The organism is Paractinoplanes rishiriensis (assembly GCF_016862375.1).
Taxonomy (GTDB): Bacteria; Actinomycetota; Actinomycetes; order Mycobacteriales; family Micromonosporaceae; genus Actinoplanes; species Actinoplanes rishiriensis.
The window spans coordinates 1-22633 of record NZ_BOMV01000052.1; the positions used below are offsets into that span (position 1 = coordinate 1).

The 22633-nt window shown below is 71.9% G+C and carries 21 protein-coding genes; all 21 read left to right on the top strand.

Features of this window, described 5'->3' with window-relative positions:
• On the top strand, positions 1–2203 hold a 2203-nt coding region (locus Ari01nite_RS21705), incomplete at its 5' end, for a peptidoglycan D,D-transpeptidase FtsI family protein (RefSeq protein WP_438872210.1).
• A gap of 60 nt (positions 2204–2263) precedes the next feature.
• Positions 2264–3778 (top strand): UDP-N-acetylmuramoyl-L-alanyl-D-glutamate--2,6-diaminopimelate ligase, encoded by a 1515-nt coding sequence (locus Ari01nite_RS21710; protein WP_203783248.1) that lies wholly within the window; start codon positions 2264–2266, stop codon positions 3776–3778.
• Positions 3775–5160, top strand: coding sequence for a UDP-N-acetylmuramoyl-tripeptide--D-alanyl-D-alanine ligase (locus Ari01nite_RS21715; protein WP_203783249.1), 1386 nt, complete (start codon positions 3775–3777; stop codon positions 5158–5160). Before Ari01nite_RS21710 ends, Ari01nite_RS21715 begins: the two co-directional genes overlap by 4 nt.
• Positions 5157–6260 (top strand): phospho-N-acetylmuramoyl-pentapeptide-transferase, encoded by a 1104-nt coding sequence (gene mraY, locus Ari01nite_RS21720; RefSeq protein ID WP_203783251.1) that lies wholly within the window; start codon positions 5157–5159, stop codon positions 6258–6260. Before Ari01nite_RS21715 ends, mraY begins: the two co-directional genes overlap by 4 nt.
• 101 nt (positions 6261–6361) lie before the next feature.
• Positions 6362–7750, top strand: a complete 1389-nt coding sequence (locus tag Ari01nite_RS21725) for an FtsW/RodA/SpoVE family cell cycle protein (RefSeq protein WP_203783253.1) — start codon at positions 6362–6364, stop codon at positions 7748–7750.
• On the top strand, positions 7750–8862 hold the full coding sequence (gene murG, locus Ari01nite_RS21730) for an undecaprenyldiphospho-muramoylpentapeptide beta-N-acetylglucosaminyltransferase (RefSeq protein ID WP_203783255.1): 1113 nt from the start codon (positions 7750–7752) through the stop codon (positions 8860–8862). Before Ari01nite_RS21725 ends, murG begins: the two co-directional genes overlap by 1 nt.
• Positions 8863–8890: 28 nt before the next feature.
• Positions 8891–10321 carry a UDP-N-acetylmuramate--L-alanine ligase gene (gene murC / locus Ari01nite_RS21735; protein ID WP_203783256.1) on the top strand — a complete coding sequence of 477 codons (1431 nt, stop codon included), beginning with the start codon at positions 8891–8893 and terminating at the stop codon, positions 10319–10321.
• A gap of 3 nt (positions 10322–10324) precedes the next feature.
• Positions 10325–11095, top strand: a complete 771-nt coding sequence (locus Ari01nite_RS21740; protein ID WP_239162903.1) for a cell division protein FtsQ/DivIB — start codon at positions 10325–10327, stop codon at positions 11093–11095.
• Positions 11096–11368: 273 nt separating this feature from the next.
• On the top strand, positions 11369–12493 hold the full coding sequence (gene ftsZ / locus Ari01nite_RS21745; RefSeq protein WP_203783257.1) for a cell division protein FtsZ: 1125 nt from the start codon (positions 11369–11371) through the stop codon (positions 12491–12493).
• 1 nt (position 12494) lies between these two features.
• Positions 12495–13199, top strand: a complete 705-nt coding sequence (locus Ari01nite_RS21750) for a YggS family pyridoxal phosphate-dependent enzyme (protein WP_203783293.1) — start codon at positions 12495–12497, stop codon at positions 13197–13199.
• Positions 13200–13366: 167 nt separating this feature from the next.
• Positions 13367–14068: a cell division protein SepF gene (locus Ari01nite_RS21755; protein WP_203783258.1), complete on the top strand. Its 702-nt coding sequence runs from the start codon at positions 13367–13369 to the stop codon at positions 14066–14068.
• A gap of 22 nt (positions 14069–14090) precedes the next feature.
• Positions 14091–14396, top strand: coding sequence for a YggT family protein (locus Ari01nite_RS21760; protein WP_203783259.1), 306 nt, complete (start codon positions 14091–14093; stop codon positions 14394–14396).
• A 43-nt stretch (positions 14397–14439) separates the two neighbouring features.
• Entirely contained in the window at positions 14440–15258 is an 819-nt protein-coding gene (locus Ari01nite_RS21765; RefSeq protein ID WP_203783264.1) for a DivIVA domain-containing protein, read from the top strand.
• 34 nt (positions 15259–15292) lie between these two features.
• On the top strand, positions 15293–16123 hold the full coding sequence (locus Ari01nite_RS51690) for a hypothetical protein (RefSeq protein WP_203783298.1): 831 nt from the start codon (positions 15293–15295) through the stop codon (positions 16121–16123).
• A 42-nt stretch (positions 16124–16165) separates the two neighbouring features.
• The gene (locus tag Ari01nite_RS21775) at positions 16166–16303 is read left to right on the top strand and encodes a hypothetical protein (protein ID WP_203783266.1); all 138 of its coding nucleotides are present in this window, start codon (positions 16166–16168) and stop codon (positions 16301–16303) included.
• Positions 16300–17835, top strand: a complete 1536-nt coding sequence (locus Ari01nite_RS21780; RefSeq protein WP_203783274.1) for a potassium/proton antiporter — start codon at positions 16300–16302, stop codon at positions 17833–17835. Before Ari01nite_RS21775 ends, Ari01nite_RS21780 begins: the two co-directional genes overlap by 4 nt.
• 278 nt (positions 17836–18113) lie before the next feature.
• Entirely contained in the window at positions 18114–18536 is a 423-nt protein-coding gene (locus tag Ari01nite_RS21785; protein ID WP_203783276.1) for a TraR/DksA family transcriptional regulator, read from the top strand.
• Positions 18533–19123 carry a signal peptidase II gene (gene lspA, locus Ari01nite_RS21790; protein WP_203783295.1) on the top strand — a complete coding sequence of 197 codons (591 nt, stop codon included), beginning with the start codon at positions 18533–18535 and terminating at the stop codon, positions 19121–19123. Before Ari01nite_RS21785 ends, lspA begins: the two co-directional genes overlap by 4 nt.
• A complete protein-coding gene (locus Ari01nite_RS21795) occupies positions 19120–20049 on the top strand; it encodes an RluA family pseudouridine synthase (protein ID WP_203783278.1) in 930 nt (309 codons plus the stop codon). The genes lspA and Ari01nite_RS21795 overlap by 4 nt, the downstream gene beginning before the upstream one ends.
• Positions 20050–20065: 16 nt before the next feature.
• On the top strand, positions 20066–21016 hold the full coding sequence (locus Ari01nite_RS21800; protein ID WP_203783280.1) for a hypothetical protein: 951 nt from the start codon (positions 20066–20068) through the stop codon (positions 21014–21016).
• A gap of 146 nt (positions 21017–21162) precedes the next feature.
• Complete coding sequence (locus tag Ari01nite_RS21805) at positions 21163–22566, top strand: MinD/ParA family ATP-binding protein (protein WP_203783296.1); 1404 nt, start codon at positions 21163–21165, stop codon at positions 22564–22566.
• Positions 22567–22633: the final 67 nt, after the last annotated feature.

Consider the following 22633-nt stretch of genomic DNA (forward strand, 5'->3'; position numbering starts at 1 on the left):
GCCACGCGGGCGCGGGCGCACGCCGGTCGAGGAGGACGCCGGGAGCCGGACGCCGCAGGGCCGAGGGCGCACGCCGGCCGGAGGGACCGACGCCGGGGGCCGGGCCGCGCGGGGGCGCGGGCGCACGCCGGTCGGGGAGACGGCGGCGTCGGGTCGGCCTGGTGCGTCGCGCGGCCGGGTGGGGGGACCGGTCGGGGACGACGCTGACGAGTTGACGGCGCGTCGGGAACGGGCCGCGGCGCGGAGCACCCGAGCGCCACGGCCGGTCCTGTCGTCGCGTACCGCCAAAACTGCTGAACCACGACGGACCGCAGGTAAGACGGACGGGCGGCGGATCGCCAGCCGGGCGGAGCCTCGACGCCTCGCGTCGAAGGCCGCACCCCGCAAGGCCGCGCCCGCCGCAGCCGCAAAAGGTCCCAGCCGGGCCGTGCGCGCGGTGGCGCCCGAGCCGCCCAAGCTGGCCAACAGCACGCGCCGGCTACGGCTGGGCACGGTGCTGGCGCTGTCCCTGTTCGTGATGATCGGGGTGCGGCTGGTGGTGCTTCAGGTGGCCTCGTCGCCGTCGGACGCGGCCCGGCTGATCAAGCTGCGCGAGGACCGGATCACCGAGGTGACGCTGCCGGCCGCGCGGGGCAGCATCGTGGACCGGAACGGGACCGTGCTGGCGCACAGCGTGGAGGCGCGCTACGTGGGTGCCGACCCGGTGCTGGTCAAGAATCCGTCGCAGACCGCCGCGACGCTGGCGCCGCTGCTCGGGGTGCCGCAGTCCAAGCTGGTTCCGCTGCTCACCAAGCACGACCGGCCGGGCGGTGGGCCGTCCCGGTTCGAGTTCCTGGCGCAGGGTGTCGACATCTCGGTCGGTAACCGGATCTCGGCCTTGAAACTCGACGGCATCGTGGTGCGCCAGGACGAGCGCCGGGACGTGCCGGGCGCCGACCTGGCCGCCAACCTGATCGGCTTCACCGGCGCCGACAACTCGGGCCTCGAGGGGCTGGAGGCGCGCTACGACTCGCTGCTGCGCGGCACCGCCGGAACCCAGGAGTTCGAGATCGGCAAGGGCGACGACCTGAACAAGCCGATCCCGGGTGGCTACCAGCGCTACGTGGCGCCGCAGCCGGGCGCCTCGCTGCAGCTCACCATCGACGCCGAGATCCAGTACGAGGTGCAGCGCATCCTCGGCGAGGCGGCGCGCGAGTGGGACGCCACCATCGCCGGCGCCGTGGTGCTGGACGTGCGCACCGGTGAGGTGCTCGCCCAGGCCAGTTACCCGGGGTACAACGCGGGCAAGCCGCAGGACTTCGAGCCCACCGACCGGGAGGACGTGCCGAGCGCGATCGTGGCCGACCCGGGTTCGGTGCACAAGGCGTTCATCTTCGGCGCGGCGCTCCAGGAGGGGCACATCAACGCGAACTCGACGCTGGCCATCGGGCCGGCGCTCGAGCGCGGGAACTACCGCTTCCAGGACGGCCACATGCAGCCCAAGGGCACCAAGATGACGATGCCGGGGCTGCTCGCGCTGTCGTCCAACGTGGGCACGATCCTCATCGCGGACAAACTCGGCAAGCAGAAGGTGTACGAGTACCAGCAGAAGTTCGGTCTGGGCCGGCCCACCAACGAGGGCATGCCGGGCGAGGCCAGCGGCCGGATCCTGACGCCGGACGAGTGGAGCGGGTCGGCGTCCGGCTCGGTGCCGATCGGGATGAGTGTGGACGCCACGCTGGTGCAGATGGCCGCCGGGTACGCGGCGATCGCCAACGACGGCACCTACCTCCAGCCACACCTGATCAAGTCGATGATCTCCGGTAAGGACGGTGGCGTCACGCCGACCGCGAAGCCGGAGTCGCACCGGGTGCTCAGCCCGGAGGTGGCCCGGCAGTTGCGGGCCTGGATGGAGACCGTGGTGGCCGACAAGGACGCGACCGGTACCCAGGCCGCGGTAAGGGGCTACCGGGTGGCCGGCAAGACCGGTACCGGCAAGCGGCTCATCGACGGGCAGTACACGAGCGCCAACTACGGGTCGTTCATCGGGATGGCCCCGGCCGAGAACCCGCGGTTCGTGATCGCGGTGTCGGCCGAGGTGCCGCACGGCACCGGTGGCGACGTGGCGGCGCCGGCGTTCAGCAAGATGATGTCGACCGCGCTGCTGCATCACCGGGTGCCGCCGTCCACGACCAAGGCGCCGCAGTTCCGTATCCACCCGTAGACCAAGGCCGTCGCATGGCGTTTTCAGTCGAATGCCGGACACCGGGTAGGGTCTGACGCCGTGCCCGGAGTTCCCCGCCCCGAGACCGTCGCGCCCGTGTCGCTGGCGCGCCTGGCCGCACTGCTGCCCGCGGTGCTGACCGGGCCGGACGTGCAGGTCACCGGCATCACGCACAGCAGTCACGACGTGCGTCCCGGTGATCTCTACGCGGCGCTGACCGGTGCCAACCGGCACGGCGTCGAGTTCGCCGCCGGTGCGGCCGGGGCCGGCGCGGTGGCGGTGCTCACCGACGAGGCCGGCCGGGAGCGGGCGCTCGCCACCGGGCTGCCGGTGCTGGTGGCCGACGACCCGCGGCAGGTGCTCGGCGCGGCCGCGGCGGCGGTCTACGGCGACCCGTCGGCGCGGCTCACGATGATCGGCATCACCGGCACGGCCGGCAAGACGTCGACCGCGTACCTGGTCGAGTCGGGTCTGCGCGCGGCCGGCCGCACCACCGGCCTGATCGGCACCGTGGAGACCCGGCTCGGCGACCTCGTGGTGGCCAGTGTGCGCACCACCCCCGAGGCGCCCGACCTGCAGGCCATCCTGGCCGCGGCGGCCGAGCGTGGGGTGACCGACGTGGTGATGGAGGTGTCCAGCCACGCGCTCGCGGTGGGCCGGGTCAACGGCATCGGCTTCGCGGTTGGCGGGTTCACCAACTTCGGCCTCGACCACCTCGACTTCCACGCCGACGTGGACGACTATTTCGCGGCCAAGGCCCGGCTGTTCGACGGCCGGTCCCGGGCCGAGGTCCTCAACCACGACGATCCGGCGCTGCGCCCGCTGGTCAAGCCGGACACGATCACCTATTCGGCGGCCGGCGACCGGGCGGCCACCTGGTGGGCCGACCAGATCCGGCCGTCGGCGTTCGGGCAGCGCTTCGTGGCGCACGGCCCCGGCGTCGCGGTCGAGGGCGGGGTGGCCCTGCCCGGCCGGCACAACGTGGCGAACGCACTGCTGGCCCTGGCTTCACTGGTGGCCGTCGGCGTGGACGCCAGGATCGCGGCGCGCGGCATCGCGGCGTGCCGGGGTGTGCCGGGCCGGCTGGAACAGGTGGACGCGCCCGGCCAGATCCTCGGCGTGGTCGACTACGCGCACAAGCCGGACGCGATCGTGGCGGCGCTGGCCGCGCTGCGCGAACTGGCGGCCGGCCGGGGCGGCCGGCTGATCTGCCTGATCGGCGCGGGCGGCGACCGCGACCGGGGCAAGCGCCCGCTGATGGGCGCGGCCGCGGCCCGCGGTGCCGACCTGGTGATCGTCACCGACGACAACCCGCGCACCGAGGACCCGGCCGCGGTCCGGGCCGCGGTGCGGGCGGGCGCCGAGGAGGCCGCCGCCGGCGCCAAGCTGATCGAGGTGGCCGGCCGCCGCGCGGCCATCGACGAGGCGGTCCGGCTGGCCGGACCGGGCGACGTGATCGCGCTGCTGGGCAAGGGACACGAGCGGGGCCAGGAGGTGAACGGGCAGATGCTGCCGTTCGACGACCGGATCGAGCTGGCGGCGGCGCTGACCGTGGCCGCGGGGGGCGACTCTTGATCCCGATCACTCTGGGCGAGATCGCCGGCATCACCGGTGGCACTCTCGTCAACGCGGAGCCGTCGCTGTCCGTGACCGGCCCGGTGGAGTACGACTCCCGCCGGATCAGGCCGGGCGGCCTGTTCGTCGCGTTCGAGGGCGAGAAGGTGGACGGTCACGCGTACGCCGGGCCGGCGGTCCAGGCCGGTGCCGCGGCGGTGCTGAGCACCCGGGACACCGGACAGCCGGGCGTCGTGGTGGCCGAGCCGCTCGCGGCGCTGGCCGCGCTGGCCCGGGCCCTGGTGGAGCGGCTGCCGGACCTGACGATCGTGGGGCTGACCGGGTCGTCCGGCAAGACCACCACCAAGGACTACCTCGGTCAGCTGCTGTCCCGGCTGGGTCCGACCATCGCGCCGGCCGGGTCGCTGAACAACGAGCTGGGTTTCCCGTACACCGTCCTGCAGGCCACCGAGCAGACCCGCTACCTGGTGCTGGAGATGGGCGCCCGGGGGATCGGGCACATCAGCTATCTCACCGGGATCGCCCGGCCGCGGGTCGGCCTGGTGCTCAACGTGGGTGCCGCGCACCTCGGCGAGTTCGGTTCGGTCGAGGGCACCGCGCGGGCCAAGGGCGAGCTGGTGGAGGCGCTGCCGGCCGACGGGGTGGCGGTGCTGAATGCGGACGATCCGCTGGTGTCCGCGATGGCGTCGCGGACCTCCGCGCGGGTGCTGCTGACCGGTGAGTCGCCGGCCGCCGCGGTCCGGGCCACCGACGTGACGCTGGACGAGGCGGGGCGCGCGTCCTACCGCCTGCATTTCGACGGTAAGATCGGAAATGTCCGGCTCGGGGTCGCGGGGCGGCATCAGGTCGCGAACACGCTCGCCGCAGCCGGGGTGGCGCTCGCGCTGGGGTTGGGCTTCGAAGACGTCGCCGACGCACTCGGCGCGGTCGGGATCGCCTCGAGCCGGCGGATGGACGTGTTCGCCCGGCCGGACGGCGTCATCGTGATCGACGACTCCTACAACGCGAACCCGTCGTCGACCGCCGCGGCGCTGCACGCGCTCGCCGCCATGGCCTCGAGCCGGCGCCGGGTCGCGGTGCTCGGCTACATGGCCGAACTGGGTGACCACGAGCGCGCCGGGCACGAGGAGGTCGGCCGGCTCGCCGCCGAACTCGGCGTGGACCGCCTGGTCGCGGTCGCCGAGAACGCCCGTCCGATCCTGGACGGCGCGAACGGGGTCGATGGCTGGACCGGTGAGGCTATCTTCGCCGATGACCAAGCCACTGCCATCGAGATCGTCCAGTCCGACCTGCACGCCGGCGACGTCGTGCTGGTCAAGGGTTCCCGTTACCGCACGTGGGACGTGGTGGATGCACTGCGTCCCGAGGAGGTTCGCCCGTGAGGGCAGTCATCGTCGCGGCAGCGGTCGCGTTCATCATCTCGTTGTTCGGCACGCCGATCGCCATCCGGGTCTTCACCGCGCTCAAGGCCGGCCAGCCGATCCGGTCCATCGGTCCGGCCTCCCACCAGGGCAAGAAGGGCACGCCCACGATGGGTGGGGTGGCCTTCATCGTGGCCACCGTGATCGCGTACGTGGCCGGGCACATCGCCCTGACCACGCTGCCCGAGCGGCAGATCGCCCAGGAGCGGCCGACCATGACCGCGCTGGTCCTGCTCGGCCTGTTCGTGTTCTGCGGCGTGGTGGGCTTCCTCGATGACTTTCTCAAGGTGCGCAAGCGCAACTCGGACGGCCTGAGCGCCAAGGGCAAGCTGCTCGGCCAGTTGATCGTCGGGGCCGGGTTCGGCATCGCGGCGCTGTACGTGCCCAGCACCAACGGCGAGACCGTGGCCAGCGAGAACATCTCGTTCATCCGGGACATCGACTGGCTGAACGTGGGCAAGGTCGGCTCGGTGCTGGTGTTCGTCTTCGTGATCATGTCGATGTCGAACGGCGTGAACCTCACCGACGGGCTGGACGGCCTGGCCACCGGCGCCTCGATCCTGGTGCTCGGGGCGTACGCGGTGATCGGTTTCTGGCAGTACCGGCACTGGTGCGGCGACGACGACTACGCCCGCGTGAACGAGTACTGCTACCAGGTCCGAGATCCGCTGGAGATCGCGATGATCGCGGCGGCCGCGGCGGCGGCCTGCGTCGGCTTCCTGTGGTGGAACACGTCGCCGGCCCGGATCTTCATGGGCGACACCGGCGCGCTCGGCCTCGGCGGCCTGATCGGCGGCCTCGCGGTGGCCACCCGGACCACCCTGCTGTCGATCATCATCGGCGGCCTGTTCGTGATCGTCACGATGTCCGTGGTGATCCAGATCATCTCGTTCAAGACCACCGGTAAACGGGTGTTCCGGATGTCACCGCTGCAGCACCACTTCGAGCTGGCCGGCTGGAGCGAGGTCAACATCGTGGTGCGGTTCTGGATCGTGGCCGGCATCTGCGTGGCGATCGGGTTGGGGCTGTTCTACTCCGACTTCCTGGCGGCGATGGGATAGATCTCGCCCGCGACGACTTCCTGGCGGCGATGGGATAGATCTCGCGCGACACGCCCGAGCCGTGACGCGGGCTCGCGTGTCGGCGCGACCATGATGTGTCCATGGCGGACGACCGTGACACCCGGCCCCGCCCGTCACTGAGCCGGCAGCTGCTGCCCGCGGTGCACGGGCTGCTGGCCCGGCCCCTCTCCTCGTACTACCTGCTGATCGCCAGCTCCGGCATGCTGCTGCTGATCGGCCTCACGATGGTCTTCTCGGCGACCAGCGTGACGGCGTACGCGAAGTACGGGAACGCCTTCTCGGCGATCGCCAACCAGGCGGTGTTCGCGCTGCTCGGCCTGGTCGCGTTCTGGGCCTGCCAGCGACTGCCCGCCGGCACGCTGCGGTACCTGGGCAGGTACGTGCTGGCCGCGGCCGTGGTGCTGCTGGCCATCCTCGACCTGCTGGGCGCGCTGCACTCGGTCGAACTGCTCGACAAGCCGCGGATCGGCCCGGTGCACGCCGACCTGCTCTGGCTGTACTTCGGCCCGGTCGGTCTGCAGCCGGCCGAACTGGCCAAGCTCGGCATGGTGCTGTGGGGTGCCGACGTGATCGCCCGCAAGGGCCCGGCGCTGGGGCACTGGCGGGAGCTGGCCCGGCCGCTGTTCCCGGTGATCGGCCTGCTGTTCATCCTGGTCGGCTACAACGACCTGGGCACCATGCTGGTGCTGCTGGCGCTGGTGGTCGGCCTGCTCTGGGCGGCCGGGGTGCGGCTGCGGGTGTTCGCCGCGCTCGGCGTGCTCGGCCTGGCCGGCATCGGCCTGCTCATCGCGGCCGCGTCCGGCGGCGCCGGCTCCGGCTCCGGCGAGGGCGAGAACTACCGGTTCGCCCGGCTCACCAACTTCCTCAAGCCGCTGGAGAGCTGCGACCTGGACGGACCCTGCTACCAGCTGATCCAGGCCCGTTCGGCGATCTTCGAGGGCGGCTGGTTCGGGGTCGGCCTGGGCAAGGGCGTGATGAAGTGGAACTGGCTGCCGATGGCCGAGAACGACTTCATCTTCGCGGTGGTGGCCGAGGAACTCGGCGTGGTCGGCTGCATGGTGGTGCTGGCGCTGTTCTCGGTGCTCGCCTACACCGGGTTCCGGATCGCGCGCCGCTCGGCCGACCCGTTCCGCCGGTTGGCCGCCACCGCGATCACCACCTGGCTGGTGAGCCAGGCGTTCATCAACATCGGCGGCGTGACCGGCATGCTGCCCATCACCGGCCTCCCGCTGCCGTTCATCTCCGCAGGTGGCAGCGCCCTCGTCGTGACGCTCGCGGCGATCGGCATGCTCGCCTCGTTCGCCCGCGCCGAGCCGGAGGCGGCCCGCGCCCTGAACGCCCGTCCGCCCGCGAGATGGGTACGGCTAGTCTGGGCCCCGCTGCCGCCGATCCCCCCGCCGCGGCAGCCCGCGAAGAAGCCGGCGGCCGGCCGGGTACCGACGGGTGCGGGGGCTGAGAGGAGGCGGTGATGGGCCTGCTGCGGTCGGTCGTGCTCGCCGGGGGAGGCACCGGCGGTCACATCTATCCGCTGCTCGCCTTCGCGGACGCGCTGCGACGGCATTTCCCCGAGGTGCGGATCACCACGCTGGGCAGCCCCAAGGGCATGGAGAACGAACTGATCCCACCGGCCGGGTACGACCTGCGGGTCATCCCGGCGTTTCAGCTGCCCCGCGCGATCAACCTCAACCTGCTGCGTACCCCCGACCGGATGTACAAGTCGGCGCACGCGGCCGGCCAGATCCTCGACGAGGTGCAGGCCGACGTGGTGGTCGGCTTCGGCGGGTACGTCTCGGTGCCGGCCTACCTGGCGGCCTGGAAGCGCGACCTGCCGATCGTCATCCACGAGGTGAACGTGCCGCCGGGCGTCGCGAACCGGATGGGGATGAAGTTCACCAAGAACGTCGCGGTCGGCTTCCCGCAGCAGCCGCAGCAGGCCGAGTCGCTGCGCGACGCGCGGGTGGTCGGCGTGCCGCTGCGCACCTCGCTCACCCACCTGGACCGGGCCGCGCTCCGGCCGGAGGCGCTGTACCAGTTCGGCCTGCGCCCCGACCTGCCGGTGCTGTTCGTCTCGGGCGGCTCGTCCGGCGCCCGCACCATCAACCTGGCGGTGGCGGCCGCGGCCAAGCGGCTGGCGCACGCCGGCATCCAGGTGCTGCACGTCCAGGGCGGCCGCAACGACCCGTTCGAGGTGCCGGCCGACCTGCCGGTGCCGTACGTGGTGCTGCCGTACCTGTCCGAGATGCAACTCGGTTATGCCGCCGCCGACCTGATGCTGTGCCGGGGCGGGGCGATCACGGTGGCCGAGACGACGGCGCTCGGCGTGCCGGCCGTCTACGTGCCCTACCCGCACAGCAACCAGGAGCAGAAGCGGAACGCGCTGCCGGTCGTCGAGGCCGGCGGCGGGGTGCTGGTCGACAACGCCGACCTCACCCCCGAGTGGATCGAGCAGCACCTCATCCCGCTGGCCCGGGACCACCAGCGGCTGTACGCGATGGGCGCGGCCGCGGCGCAGTATGGCCGGCGCGACGGTGACGAGGCGCTGCTGGAGTTCGTTCTGGAAGCGGTGGCGAAGGCCCGATGACCTTCATGCGGAGCAGGGGAGTGCAACTGTGAACACGGCGGAGCTGTCGCCGGCCGGCAAGTTGACCGCCGAGGACCTGGGCAGCGTGCACCTGATCGGCATCGGCGGGGTCGGCATGGCCGGCCTGGCCCGCTTGCTGCTCACCCGCGGCGTCCCGGTCACCGGCAGCGAGTTGCGGGAGTGGCCGGCGCTGGCCGGGCTGCGCGCCCTGGGCGGCACGGTGCACATGGCCCACGAGGCGGCCAACCTGGACGGTGTGGACACGGTTGTCTACTCGACCGCGATTCCGCAGGACCACCTCGAACTGGTCGAGGCCCGGCGTCGCGGCCTGCGCGTGCTGCACCGCTCGGAGGCGCTCGCGGCGGCCATGACCAACCGGCAGACCATCGCGGTGGCCGGCACCCACGGCAAGACCACCACCACCTCGATCATGACGGTGATCCTGCAGCACGCCGGGCAGGACCCGTCCTTCGTGATCGGTGGCGAGATCTCCGAGGCCGGGTCCAACGGGCACCACGGCACCGGGCCGCACTTCGTGGCCGAGGCCGACGAGAGCGACAAGTCGTTCCTGATCTACCGGCCGCACGTCGCGATCGTGACCAACATCGAGGGCGACCACCTCAACAACTGGGGTGACCTGGACGGCCTAAAGGCCGGCTTCCGCCAGTTCGCCGAGCTGACCGAGCCGGACGGGTTCGTGGTCACCTGCGCCGACGACCCGGGCACGCAGGGCCTGATCGCCGACCTGCGGGCGGCGGGGCGCACGGTCTACACGTACGGTGAGAGCCCGGACGCCGATCTGCGGCTCAGCGACGTGGTGTCCACCGTGAGCGGGGTGCGCTACCGGGCCGAACTGGACGGCACGCCGCTCGGCGAGATCAAGCTGGCCCTGCCCGGCCGGCACATGGGACTCAACAGTGCCGCCGCGGTGCTCACCGCGCTGCGTCTCGGGCTGCCGCTCGACAAGATCACCGAGGCGCTGGCGTCGTTCCCGGGCGTCCGCCGGCGGTTCGAGCGCAAGGGCATCGCGGCCGGCGTCCGCGTCTACGACGAGTACGCGTACCACCCCACCTCGGTGAAGGCCGCGCTGCGCACGCTGCGCGAGGTGGCCGGCGACGGCCGCCTGCTGGTGGTCTTCCAGCCGTATCGGGTCTACCGCACCCGCGACCTGCAGGCCGAGCTGGCCGAGGGTCTGGCGCTGGCCGACGAGGCCATCATCATGGAGGTCTTCGGACCGGGTGAGGTGCGCGCGCCCGGCGAGGGCGGGGTGGCGCTGACCGCGGCCACCGACCTGCCGGCCGGCCACAAGGTGTTCGTGCCGGACTGGGAGGACGTGCCGTCCGAGGTGGTGCGCCGCAGCCGGCCCGGCGACGTGGTGGTGACCATGGGCGCGCCGCCGATCTCGCTGATGGGCGACGAGCTGCTGGCGGCGCTGGCCGAGTCGGAAGCCGGGGCGTAACGCGTGCGCGCGGGCGGGGGGCGTAACTGGCGGCTGGTCCGGGCCGACACCGACGCGGTGCCGACCTCGGTGCGCCGGTTCATGGCGCGCGCCCGCCAGCGGCGGCTGCGCGCCGTGCTGCCCTGGGCCGTGACGCTCGCGGTGCTGCTGGCCGGCGGTGGCGCGGCCTACCTGGTGTACGGCACCGCGGTGCTCGGTGTCCGCGAGGTGCAGGTGGTCGGCACCCAGCTGGTGGCGCCGCACCAGGTGCAGGAGGCCGCCGCGGTGCCGCTGGAGGAGCCGCTGGCCCGGGTCGACCTGGACGCGGTACGCGCCCGGGTGCGCACGATCGCCGCGGTGGACCGGGTCGTGGTGCGGCGCAGCTGGCCGTCCACCCTGGTGGTCGAGGTGGTGGAGCGCACCCCGGTGGCGGCCGTGCCGGGCACGCCGAGCGGATTCACGCTGATCGACGCGGCGGGCGTCCCGTACCGGCAGGTGCCGCGGCAGCCGGCGGGCCTGCCGCTGGTGCGTACGGCGACCCCCGGCCCCGCCGACGTGAACACCCGGTCGGCCCTGACCGTGCTCGGCGCGCTCAGCGAGGAACTGCGCGAGCAACTCGTGGCCGTGTCGGTGGCGGCACCCGCGCAGATCCGGCTCGAGCTGCGCAAGGAGCGCACCGTGGTGTGGGGCGACGACTCCAAAAGCGACGTAAAAAGCCAGGTTGCGACCGCCCTGTTGAAGAAGGCGGGCACCGAGATCGACGTCAGCGCCCCGTCAGTCGTGACTATCCGCTAGATTCATCTGGTAAGCGGACATCAGGGCAGGAACGCCGTATTTCGCGTGAGGTTACGGCTCCGTCGGATATTCGCCACGTAAGCGGGCTTCGACACGCCGCGCCGGTTCTTTGGTTGACGCGTGCTGTCCGCATACGTTGCCACCAGAGGTTGAATGGTTGACATAAACCTAAGCCTCTAGTAGAGGGTGAGGGTTTTCCTCGCCCTCCCTTGCACGGCAGCGGATGTACGGGGCCACGACATCCGGCAACCCCGGAAGGGAAGGCTGAGCCCGATGACACCTCCACACAACTATCTGGCGGTCATCAAGGTCGTCGGGATCGGCGGTGGCGGCGTCAACGCCGTGAACCGCATGATCGAGGTGGGGCTCAAGGGAGTCGAGTTCATCGCGATCAACACCGACGCCCAAGCGCTGCTGATGAGCGACGCCGACGTGAAGCTCGACGTCGGCCGCGAGCTGACCCGTGGGCTCGGTGCGGGCGCCCAGCCCGAGGTCGGCAAGAACGCCGCCGAGGACCACCGGGATGAGATCGAGGAGGTGCTCAAGGGCGCCGACATGGTCTTCGTGACCTGCGGCGAGGGCGGCGGCACCGGCACCGGCGGCGCGCCCGTGGTGGCCAACATCGCCCGCAAGCTCGGCGCGCTGACCATCGGCGTGGTCACCCGGCCGTTCTCCTTCGAGGGCAAACGCCGCCAGGTGCAGGCCGAGGCCGGCATCGACGAACTGCGCAACCAGTGTGACACGCTGATCGTGATCCCGAACGACCGGCTGCTGGCGCTCGGTGACCGCGGAATAAGCATGATGGACGCGTTCCGCCAGGCCGACCAGGTGCTGCTCTCCGGTGTCCAGGGCATCACCGACCTGATCACCACGCCGGGTCTGATCAACCTGGACTTCGCCGACGTCAAGAGCGTGATGAGCGGGGCCGGCAGCGCGCTCATGGGTATCGGCAGCGCGCGCGGCGACAACCGGGCGGTCGAGGCGGCCGAGAAGGCGATCTCCAGCCCGCTGCTCGAGCAGAGCATGGACGGCGCGCGCGGCGTGCTGCTCTCCATCGCCGGCGGTTCGGACCTGGGCCTGTTCGAGATCAACGACGCGGCCCAGCTGGTCACCGACGCGGCCCACCCGGACGCCAACATCATCTTCGGTGCGGTGATCGACGACGCGCTCGGCGACGAGGTGCGGGTCACCGTGATCGCGGCGGGCTTCGACGGCGGTACTCCGTCGTACAAGCCGGCCGAGCCGGCTCGCAAGCCGGCCGCTCCCACCCATACGGTGCCGACCTCGACGGTCCCGCCGCCGGTGGTCAGCCCGCCGCCGACCGCGCCGGCTCAGCCGACGCGCCGGGTTCTCTTCGACGACGTCGACGTGCCGGACTTCCTCAAGAACGGCTCGTGATCTGACCTCCGACCGGCGCGCCGAACTCGCCGTCTCGCTGGCCGGGGTACGGGAGCGGATCGCGCGCGCCTGTGCGGCGGCCGGCCGGCCCGCCGAGGAGGTCACGCTGGTCGCGGTGACCAAGACCTACCCGGCCAGCGACGTGGTGCTGCTGGCCGGGCTGGGCGTCACCGACGTGGGCGAGAACCGCGACCAGGAGGCGGCTGCCAAGGCCGCCGAGGTCCGGGCGGCCGGCGCCACACCGCGCTGGCACTTCGTCGGGCAGTTGCAACGCAACAAGGTCAAATCCGTGATCGGGTACGCGGACGTGGTGGAGTCGGTCGACTCGGAGCGACTGGCGCAGGCGCTGGCTCGGGCCGCTCCCGGACGGCCCGCACCGCTCGAGGTATTGGTGCAGGTGAGCATCGACGGCGATCCGGAACGGGGCGGCGCGGCCGGCGACGACCTGTGGCGCACGGCGGATGCGGTGGCCGGCGCGGACGGCCTGCGGCTCGGCGGGCTGATGGCGGTGGCGCCGCTGGGCTGGGAGCCGGACCGGGCGTTCGAGGTGCTGGCCGGGCTGGCCGCCCGGCTGGTGGCGGCGCACCCCGCGGCCACGGCCGTCTCGGCGGGGATGAGCGGCGACCTGGAGGCGGCCGTTCGGCACGGAGCGACACACGTCCGGATCGGCACTTCTTTGCTCGGAATGCGAAACCCGCTGCGGTAGCCTTGCGGCGGGCAGCAAACTACATAGGTGTTGTTTAACGCGACGTCCCTCTACCGGTGGCCGGCGCGCAAGGGGGGATGCGGTACGCAGGGGGTGCGGGCCGCGCAGCGGACGAAGGTGGGGGACATGGCTGGTCGGGTCGAAGCCAAGTGGGACGAGGTGGGGGCATGAGCGCGCTTCGGAAGGCGGGCGTCTGGCTGGGCCTCGTCGAGGAGGACGACGACCGCGGGTACGACGATCGCGGCTACCGGGAGACCTCGTACCGCGACCGGGATCGGGACCGGTATTCGAGCGACCGCTACGCGGACGAGTTCGCGGACGAGGACGACGACGTCGAGGAGGAGCGGTCGGTGCCGCGCGCGCGGACCGAGCGGAGCCGTATCTCGGAACGGCTCTCCCGCGCCGACCTCGACGACCACGATCGGGTGGAATCCGGCGATCGGGCCCGGGTCCGTTCGATCACCCGTCCCGCTCCGGCCAGTGAGCAGGCCGCGCCGCTGAGCTACTCCACCCGGGACAACCTGGCCCTCGCCCCGCAGCAGGTGCACCAGCCGCAGCCGCAGCCGTCCCGGCCGGTGGAGGAGGAGCAGCGGTACCAGATCACCACCCTGCACCCCACCACGTACCGCGAGGCCCGCACCATCGGCGAGCACTTCCGGGACGGCGTACCGGTCATCATCAACCTCACCGAGATGGACGAGGGAGATGCGCGGCGACTGGTCGACTTTGCGGCAGGCCTGGCCTTCGGTCTTCGCGGTACGATCGAGCGCGTGACCAACCGGGTTTTCCTGCTCTCTCCGGCAAATGTCCAGGTCACCGCGGAGGACAAGGCCAAGATCGCTGAGGGCGGCTTCTTCACTCAGAGTTGACCCAGACGAGGGACCCTCACCAGTGCTGTCGATCTTGTTCCAGATCCTCTACCTTTTGGTCTACCTCTTCTTCCTGGTCCTGCTCGCCAGGTTCGTCCTCGGCGCGGTTCTGCAGTACGGACGTCGCTGGCAGCCGGGTCGGGGCGCGTCGGCGACACTCGAAACGGTGTGGAGCGTCACTGATCCGCCTCTCAAGGCGTTGAGGCGTGTGATCCCACCGCTGCGCATTGGTAACGTGAGTTTGGACCTGGCTTCCATCGTGCTGCTGGTTATCCTGTTCGTGCTCATGAGGTTTGTGCTTCATAACTTGATCCTGAACTACAGCTAGACAGCAGCCCCAACCGCGGCCGCGACTGACCCGAGGAGTTTCGATGCCGCTGACCCCGGCCGACGTGCACAACGTCGCCTTCAAGAAGCCCCCGATCGGCAAGCGGGGGTATGACGAGGAGGAGGTCGACGCCTTCCTGGACGAGGTCGAGCGCGAACTCGCCCGTCTGATCGAGGAGAACAACGAGCTGCGCGCCCAGGTGGAGCGCGGTGGCCGGGGTGGCGCGCCAGCCGTCTCGGGTGCCGACCCCCGCCTTGCCGCCGAGCTCAACGATGTGAAGGCGCAGCTTGACCGCGTCCAGCGGGACAAGGCGCAGGCCGAGCAGGCAGCCCGGCAGATGCAGGCCGAGCTCGAGCAGGTTCGTGCTCAGGGTCCGGTCGGTGGCCCGCCCGGCGGCGCGAGCGGCGACGGCGAGCAGCAGGCGCTGCGAGTGCTGATGATGGCCCAGCGGACCGCCGACGACCACGTGTCCGACGCCCGTCGCGAGGCCGACAAGCTTCTCTCCGACGCCCGGTCCAAGGCCGAGGAGGTCACCCGCGAGGCCCGCGCCAAAGCCGACGCCCTCGAGCGTGACGCCCGTCAGCGGCACCAGGAGGCCATGGGCGGCCTGGACGCCAAGCGGTCCGCGCTGCAGAAGCACATCGAGGAGCTCAAGCAGTTCGAGCGGGAATACCGCACTCGCTTGAAGGCGTACCTGGAGTCCCAGCTGCGTGACCTCGACGGTCGCGGGCAGGGCCTCGAGGCCGAGATGTCGCGGGCCGACGCCAACCGCGCGGTCGGCGGCTCCGGCGGTCTCGCCGCGGCCGGCCTCGCGTCGTCCTACGGCGGCGGCCGCACCAACTCCATCGAATCCGGGCGCTGAACGCTGACCCCCGGCACCTCGACGAGGATGAGCCATGATCGTTGTTAGCCTGCTGCTCATCCTCGTCGCGGTGACGCTGCTTGTGCTGGGCCTCACCGGTGGATCGAGCAACCTGCTGATCAGCTCGATCGTTGCGAGCCTGCTGGCCGCCGTGGCGCTGGTGATCGGCGCGCGGCAAAATGCGGGCCGCCGCGCCGCCGGAGCCGCCGATCCCGACCTGGTCGCCGAGGCCGAAAACTTCGGCCCGCCGCCCGAGCCGGTGGACCGGCGCGAAACCGTCCAGTTCGAGTCCCCTGAGTTCGAGTCGTCTGAGTTCGAATCCTCTGAGCCCGTCTTCGCGGCTGAGGAAGATTTCGCCGACGAGGCCTATCAGGCCGGTCGCCGCGACGCCGCAGCCGGCATGACCGCCGGCACCTCGGGTGCGCGCCACGACGACGAGCCGTTCGCCTTCGCGAAACCGGAGCCGGATCTCGAACCGGAACCGGAACCGGACTACGATCTCGCCGCCGACGCGATCAACGCGGCCCGCAGCGACGACCCCGACGAGCAGTGGCGCCGGGCCGCGCCGGGGCACGCCGAGGCCGCCGGGCTGGCCGACGAGTTCGCCGAGCCGGACGAGGACGACCCAGCCGACGAGCCGCTGCCGCAGTCGGTGCGGCCCGCCGACGCGGTGCGCATCGCCCAGTTGGACGCCGAGGTGCTGGTGGTCGACGGCCGGCCGCGTTACCACCTGCCCGACTGCCCGCACCTGGTCGGCCGGCTCACCGAGCCGGTACCGGTGAACGAGGCCGTCGACCTCGGCTTCAACCCGTGTGGACTGTGCCGGCCGGTGGACCGGCTGGTGGCCGCCGCGGCCCGGCACTAACCTCCCCTCTCACGCCGGGCCGGGTGATCGGCACAATGGGGCATGGTCACCCGGCGCCCTGACGAACCCGCAGGACTTTCCGTTCCGGTACGGGTGCGCCCGGGTGCCGGTCGCACCCGGGTGGGCGACGAGATGGTGGGCCGGCTGGCCGCGTTGCGCGACGGCGCCGGCACCACGTGAGCGGCGGTCTGGACCTCGGGCTGCTGGTCGGTGCCCTGGTGCTGCTGGTGGCGGTGGCCGCCGTCCGGTTCTCCACCCGGCTCGGGCTGCCCAGCCTCCTGGTCTACCTGGGCATCGGCATGGTCATCGGGGAGGCCGGCCTCGGCATCCGGTTCGACGACGCCGACCTGACCCGCGCGCTCGGCTTCTGCGCGCTCATCGTGATCATCGCCGAGGGCGGGCTGACCGCGCGGTGGAGCACGCTGCGCCCGGTGCTCGGGCTGGCCTCGACGCTGGCCACGGTCGGCGTGGCGGTGAGCATCGTGGTGGTCGGCATCGCCGTGCACCTCGTCCTGGGTCTGGACTGGCGCCTGGCCCTGCTCTACGGCGCGGTGCTCTCGTCGACCGATGCGGCAGCGGTCTTCGCGACGCTGCGGCGGCTGCGCCTGCCGCCGCGGCTGGTTGCCACGCTGGAGGCCGAGTCCGGCCTCAACGACGCTCCGGTGGTGCTGCTGGTGGTGCTTCTCTCCAGCACCGCGGCACTCACCCATCCATGGTGGTACGAGGTCCTGATCGTCGCGTACGAACTGGCCGCCGGCGCCGTCATCGGCCTCGCGGTGGGCGCGGCCGGCCGGTGGACGCTGCGGCACGCGGCACTGCCCTCGGCCGGGCTGTACCCGATCGCCGCGGTCGGCCTCACCGTGCTCGCCTACGCGGCCGGCGCGGTGGCGCACGCATCCGGCTTCCTGGCCGTCTATGTCGCGGGGGTGATGCTCGGCAACGGGCAGATCCCGCACCGCCGGGCCGTGCTGGGCTTCGCCGACGGCCTGGCCTGGGTGGCCCAGATCGGGCTGTTCGTGCTGCTCGGCCTGCTGGCCTCGCCGGACCGGCTGCCGGCCGCGGTGGTACCCGCGCTGTTCGTCGGGCTGATCCTGACGTTCGTGGCCCGGCCGCTGTCGGTGGTGGTCAGTGCGGTGGTGGCCCGGCCGCTGCGCGGTCCGCGCCGGCCGGACAACCGGGTCGGCTGGCGGGGCACCGCGTTCCTGTCCTGGGCCGGGCTGCGCGGCGCCGTGCCGATCGTGCTGGCCACCATCCCGCTGTCGGCCGGCACGCCGGGCGCGGACGGACTGTTCGACGCGGTGTTCGTGCTGGTCATCATCTTCACCCTGGTGCAGGCCAGCACGCTCGGCCCGGCCGCCCGGCTGCTCGGGGTGACCGCGCCGCACGAGGCCGCCGAGCTGCACGTGGAGACCGCGCCGCTGGAGCGGATGAACGCCGACCTGCTGCAGCTCGACGTCGTGCCGGGCTCGAAGCTGGCCGGCGTCTACGTCGACGAGTTGCGGCTGCCGGTGGGTGCGTCGGTGACGCTCGTGGTGCGCGACGGCGCCGGCTTCGTGCCGGGGCCGGACACTCGGCTGCGTACCGGTGACGCCCTGCTGATCGTCGCCACCGCGGCGGTCCGGGACGTGGCCGAGCGGCGGCTGCGCGCGGTGAGCCGGCGGGGGCGGCTGGCCCGGTGGCACGGCGAGGACGGCACCGAGCGACCGGCCTGACCGCTTTTGCGGGGTTTAGTCGGGCAAGATCCTGAGTATCGGTTGTCGCTGCCGGATACGTTCCGTATCCTTGCCACCCTCCGGAGTGCGCGGCTGGTTATTCAGCCGCGCCGTTTGTGCACGTGGGGCAAGATCGACGCCCGGAGGTTGATGGGCCGGCGCTCCGTTAGGGGCACACGTCCGGCACGACAGGAGACCCGCTGCCTGGCCCGACCGGGGCCGGACGGGTCTCGACAACGCTGATCGCCGCGCCGGGGGGTGCGGCCGAGGGAGCGACGATGGCTAAGGCAACCGACACCAGGTCCGCCTCGACCGCCAAGGCCGCCACCAAGCGGAGCCGCAACGCCGACGAGACCGAAAAGATCCGGACGGCGCTGACCGCGCGCCTGGCCGAGCTGCAGGGCGAGTACGATCAGTCGCTCACCGAGATCACCGAGCTGCAACGGGAGCGGCTGGCCGACTCGGCCGGGGACGACCAGGCCGACGCGGGCACCAAGACGTTCGAACGTGAGCAGGAGATCTCCCTCGCCAACAACCTGCTGGAGCGGATCACCCAGGTGGAACGCGCCATCGACCGGCTCGGCGAGGGCAACTACGGTTGGTGCGAACGGTGTGGCACCGCCATCCCGGTCGAGCGGCTCGCGGCCTTCCCCGCCGCGACCCTTTGTGTGTCCTGTAAGCAGCTGGAGGAACGACGCTGAACGCCGACGAGGCGGCACCGGCCGCGGTGGATGAGCCGGTGCCGGGGCCGAAACCCCGCTTCCGCGGCCCTGCCGTGGTGCTGCTGGGTGTCACGGCCATGCTGGGCCTGGCACTCGACCAGTGGACCAAATGGCTCAGTACGGAAAACCTGACCGAGGGCGAGCCGGTGCGCATCCTCGGCGGCCTGGTCTATCTGTCGCTGCTGCGCAACAGCGGCGCGGCATTCAGCCTGGGCAGCTCGTACACCTGGGTGTTCCCGCTGATCACCATGGTGGTGGTCGGCTGGATCGCGGTGATGGCGACCCGGCTGCGCTCGATGGCCTGGGCGCTCGCGCTCGGGCTGGTGCTGGCCGGTGCCCTGGGCAACCTGACCGACCGGCTGTTCCGCGCGCCCGGCGTACTGCACGGCCACGTGGTCGACATGATCAGCGTGTTCGGGCCGTACGGCGAGCACTTCGCGGTGTTCAACATCGCGGACAGCTGCCTGTCGGTGGGCGTGGTGCTGGCCGTACTGCTGGAACTGACCGGGCGCCAGCGCGACGGCAGCCGGCTGACCCGCAAGAAACCGGAAGCGAAGACAGCATGAGCGGCCAGCGTTCCCTCCCGGTGCCCGACGGGCTCGACGGGATGCGCCTCGACCAGGCCGTCTCCCGGCTGTTCGGGCTGTCCCGCACCGCCGCCGCGACCCTGGTCGAGGCCGGCGACGCGCTGGTGGACGGCTTTCCGCGGCCCAAGTCCGACAAGGTCTCGGCCGGTGCCTGGCTCGAGGTGACGCTGCCGGCCCCGGCCGCTGCGCCCGTCGTGGTGGCCGAGCCGGTGCACGGCCTCGCGGTGATCTACAGCGACGACGACATCGTGGTGGTCGACAAGCCGGTCGGCGTGGCCGCCCACCCGAGTCCCGGCTGGACCGGCCCGACCGTGATCGGTGGCCTGGCCGCGATGGGTCAGAACGTCGCCACCAGCGGCGCCGCCGAGCGGCAGGGCGTGGTGCACCGGCTCGACGTCGGCACCACCGGGCTCATGGTGGTGGCCAAGAGCGAGGTGGCGTACACCGTGCTCAAGCGGGCCTTCAAGGAGCGCGAGGTGGACAAGCGCTACCACGCCGTGGTGCAGGGCCACCTCGATCCGCTGCGCGGCACCATCGACGCGCCGATCGACCGGCATCCCACCGCCGACTACAAGTTCGCGGTGATGTCCGGCGGCAAGCCGAGCGTCACCCACTACGACACGCTCGAGGCGTTCCGGTCGGCCAGCCTGATCGACGTCAAGCTCGAGACCGGCCGGACCCACCAGATCCGGGTGCACTTCTCGGCGATGCGCCACCCCTGCGCCGGCGACCTCACCTACGGCGCCGACCCGACCCTGGCGACCCGGCTCAAGCTCAACCGGCAGTGGCTGCACGCCCGAGAATTAGGGTTCGTGCACCCCCGAACGCACGATGAGGTTCGGTTCGTCAGCGATTACCCTGACGACCTGAAGTACGCACTGGACGTGCTTCAGGACGCGAGCTGATCTCGGGGAGACAACGGTGGCGCCCGCGGAGCCGGTGCGGCAGCCGATGGTGCGCGGCAGGACCGCGGTACGCACCTCGCTCGGCCTCGCCGTCGTCGCGGCCGGGGTGGTGCTGCTCGGCGGGTACTGGTTGAGCCAGCGCGGCGAGGCACCGGCCGGCGACGGCGGCGACATGGTGCGGGTCGGCGTGGTGGAGGGTCAGACCGTGCCCGGGTATGTGAGCTCGTCCCGGGCCGAGTTGTCGGCGCTCACCGACCCGTCGGCGCCCGCCGCGGGCTACACCTGGGCGCTGATCAGCCTGGACCGCTACCGGTTGCCCGCCGACCTGTCCGGACTGCTGGACGGCGTCGCGGTGGCCCAGGTCCTGGTGCGGGTGCCGATCCCGGAGGCGCACACCCAGGTGGTCCGCCTGCCGGTCTACAGCCTCCCGGCCGATGCGCTGTCCGGAATGCACTCGATGGCGGTGCAGCGCGATCAGGAGCGGGCCGGATACCTCCAGTTGAGCAGGAAGCTCACCGGCGGGCAGGACCGGGCCCGGCGGGCGTACGAGGCGGCCGCGGTCACGGCGGGCGCGGAGGCCGCCGCGTACCGCTCCGGTTGTGCCTGTGTCCTCGCGGCCGTGGTGCGCGGCACCCCGGCCGCGCTGCAGCAGGTCGCGGCTCGTTCCGGGATTCGCGTCGTGGACCCGGCGCCCGAGGTGCAACGGCTGGACCGCGCCGAGTTCCGGCCGCCGCTGCCCGAACAGGACGGGACGGTTCCGGCTGAGCCGCGCGGATCCGCGCAACCTGTGCCAAACGACAGTTCAGGCATTGCCTCACGAGGCCCTGCGCCGATACTGTCTTCGCTCGGGTCCGCGGTGATGTTTGCCTCAGCGGCGGGCCGCAACCCCTTGCTGGATCCTTCTGCCACGGCACCGGAGGAGCGCACTGCCGTGCCCTCAACACCTCGAGAGCCGTCCGGACGTTAGATAAACCGGTGCCTTTGTTCGATCTAGGAGATAACCGGGGATGGTCGCTCGGGTACTGGCCGCAATAGGGTGGGCTCCGTAGCCTGTCAGCGGCGAACCGAAAGCCGAGGGCAATACCGGGTGTAGCGCAGGGAGGACGAGCCGTGGTGGATGGGACCGAGACCGGCTGGGGCCGGCCTGCGGAACCCGCCCCGCGTTGGCGGGCGCTGCTCGACCGCAGACGGCATGGCTCGCGCACGGTCGAGGATCCGCCGGCCGAGCCGGAGCGGGAGGCCGCGCTGCCGCAGCAGCCACAGCCGTACACGCCGCTGCCGAGCCGGCCGGAACGCCGCCCGTTCAACCCGCTCGAGGCGCGGGCCGCGTTCGAGGAACGCCAGCGGCAGGCCCAGCAGGCGGCGCCCCCGACGCAGCAGCAGCCGATGCCGCCGCGGCCGCTCAACCCGCTCGACCCGCGCCACCAGAGCCGGCAGCAGCCCGACACCAACGGGCAGCCGCACAGCTTCTTCAGCCCGTCGGCGCGCCCGGTGCCGCGCGATTACCCGCAGGTCCGCGCGTCCGCCGCGGCTCCCGCGCCGCCGGCCCCGCCGCCTCCGATCGCCCAGCCGCCAGTGGCTCCGCCGCCAGTGGCTCCACCCCCGATGGCCCCGCCACCCTCTCTTCCCTCTCTTCTGCGGCCGGCCGCCGCGGCGCCCACCTCGCCGGCCGGCGCCCGGATCGAGTGGCGGCAGACCCGGCCCGACGACGAGATGGAACGTGCCGTCGCGGTGCTGCGGCGCAAGCTCGGCAAGCCGCGGGTGCTGGCCTTCGCCAACCCCAAGGGCGGCGTTCACAAGACCACCGCGACGGTGCTGGCCGCGGCCACCATCGGCAGCGTCCGCGGTCGCGGCGTGCTGGCCTGGGACGACAACGAGCTGCGCGGCACGCTGGGCTTGCGGGCCGGCAGTGCCCGGCACGCCCGCACCATCAAGCACCTGCTCGCCGACCTGATGCAGATCGAAAACCTGCACGGCGACGGCCTGCACGGCGAGCTCGACGGCTATCTGCGGCACGCCGCCGACGGGTCGTACGACGTGCTGGCCGGCGAGGAAAACCCGCGGTTCGCGCAGCGCCTAGACCAGGCCACCGTGCGCCGGGTGATGGACCTGCTGCGGCGTACCCACGATGTGGTCTGCGTGGACACCGGCAACAACGTGGAGAGCGTCAACTGGCAGACCGTGATGCGCCAGGCCGACCAGCTGGTGATCACCACGGTGCCGCGCGAGGACGCCGCGTTCACCGCCGACTGGATGCTCGACGTGCTCGACGACAGCGGCATGGGTGACCTGGTGTCCAACGCGGTGACGCTGATCTCGTGCCCGTCGCCGGGGCCGCTGCCGATGCTGGCCGACTTCGCCAAGCACTTCGCCACCCGCACCCGGGCGGTGGCGGTGGTGCCGTACGACCCGGCCCTCGAGGTGGGCTCCTCGATCGAGTATCAGGACCTCCAGCAGGAGACCCGGCAGGCGTGGCTGCGGGCCGCCGCTGTGATGGTCGAGCCATTCGCCGAATAGCGCGTGTGGGGCCTCGTTCTTGTCGTAGGGGCCGACTAGAGTCCCCTGGGTCGCCACAATTCAAGGG

What these genes read in the sequence shown, in the direction of transcription:
- Ari01nite_RS21725 (WP_203783253.1), top strand. Translation starts at nt 6,362, where the DNA reads ATGGCGGACGACCGTGACACCCGGCCCCGCCCGTCACTGAGCCGGCAG.
- murG (WP_203783255.1), top strand. Translation starts at nt 7,750, where the DNA reads ATGGGCCTGCTGCGGTCGGTCGTGCTCGCCGGGGGAGGCACCGGCGGT.
- ftsZ (WP_203783257.1), top strand. Translation starts at nt 11,369, where the DNA reads ATGACACCTCCACACAACTATCTGGCGGTCATCAAGGTCGTCGGGATC.
- Ari01nite_RS21755 (WP_203783258.1), top strand. Translation starts at nt 13,367, where the DNA reads ATGAGCGCGCTTCGGAAGGCGGGCGTCTGGCTGGGCCTCGTCGAGGAG.
- Ari01nite_RS21765 (WP_203783264.1), top strand. Translation starts at nt 14,440, where the DNA reads ATGCCGCTGACCCCGGCCGACGTGCACAACGTCGCCTTCAAGAAGCCC.
- Ari01nite_RS51690 (WP_203783298.1), top strand. Translation starts at nt 15,293, where the DNA reads ATGATCGTTGTTAGCCTGCTGCTCATCCTCGTCGCGGTGACGCTGCTT.
- Ari01nite_RS21775 (WP_203783266.1), top strand. Translation starts at nt 16,166, where the DNA reads ATGGTCACCCGGCGCCCTGACGAACCCGCAGGACTTTCCGTTCCGGTA.
- Ari01nite_RS21785 (WP_203783276.1), top strand. Translation starts at nt 18,114, where the DNA reads ATGGCTAAGGCAACCGACACCAGGTCCGCCTCGACCGCCAAGGCCGCC.
- Ari01nite_RS21795 (WP_203783278.1), top strand. Translation starts at nt 19,120, where the DNA reads ATGAGCGGCCAGCGTTCCCTCCCGGTGCCCGACGGGCTCGACGGGATG.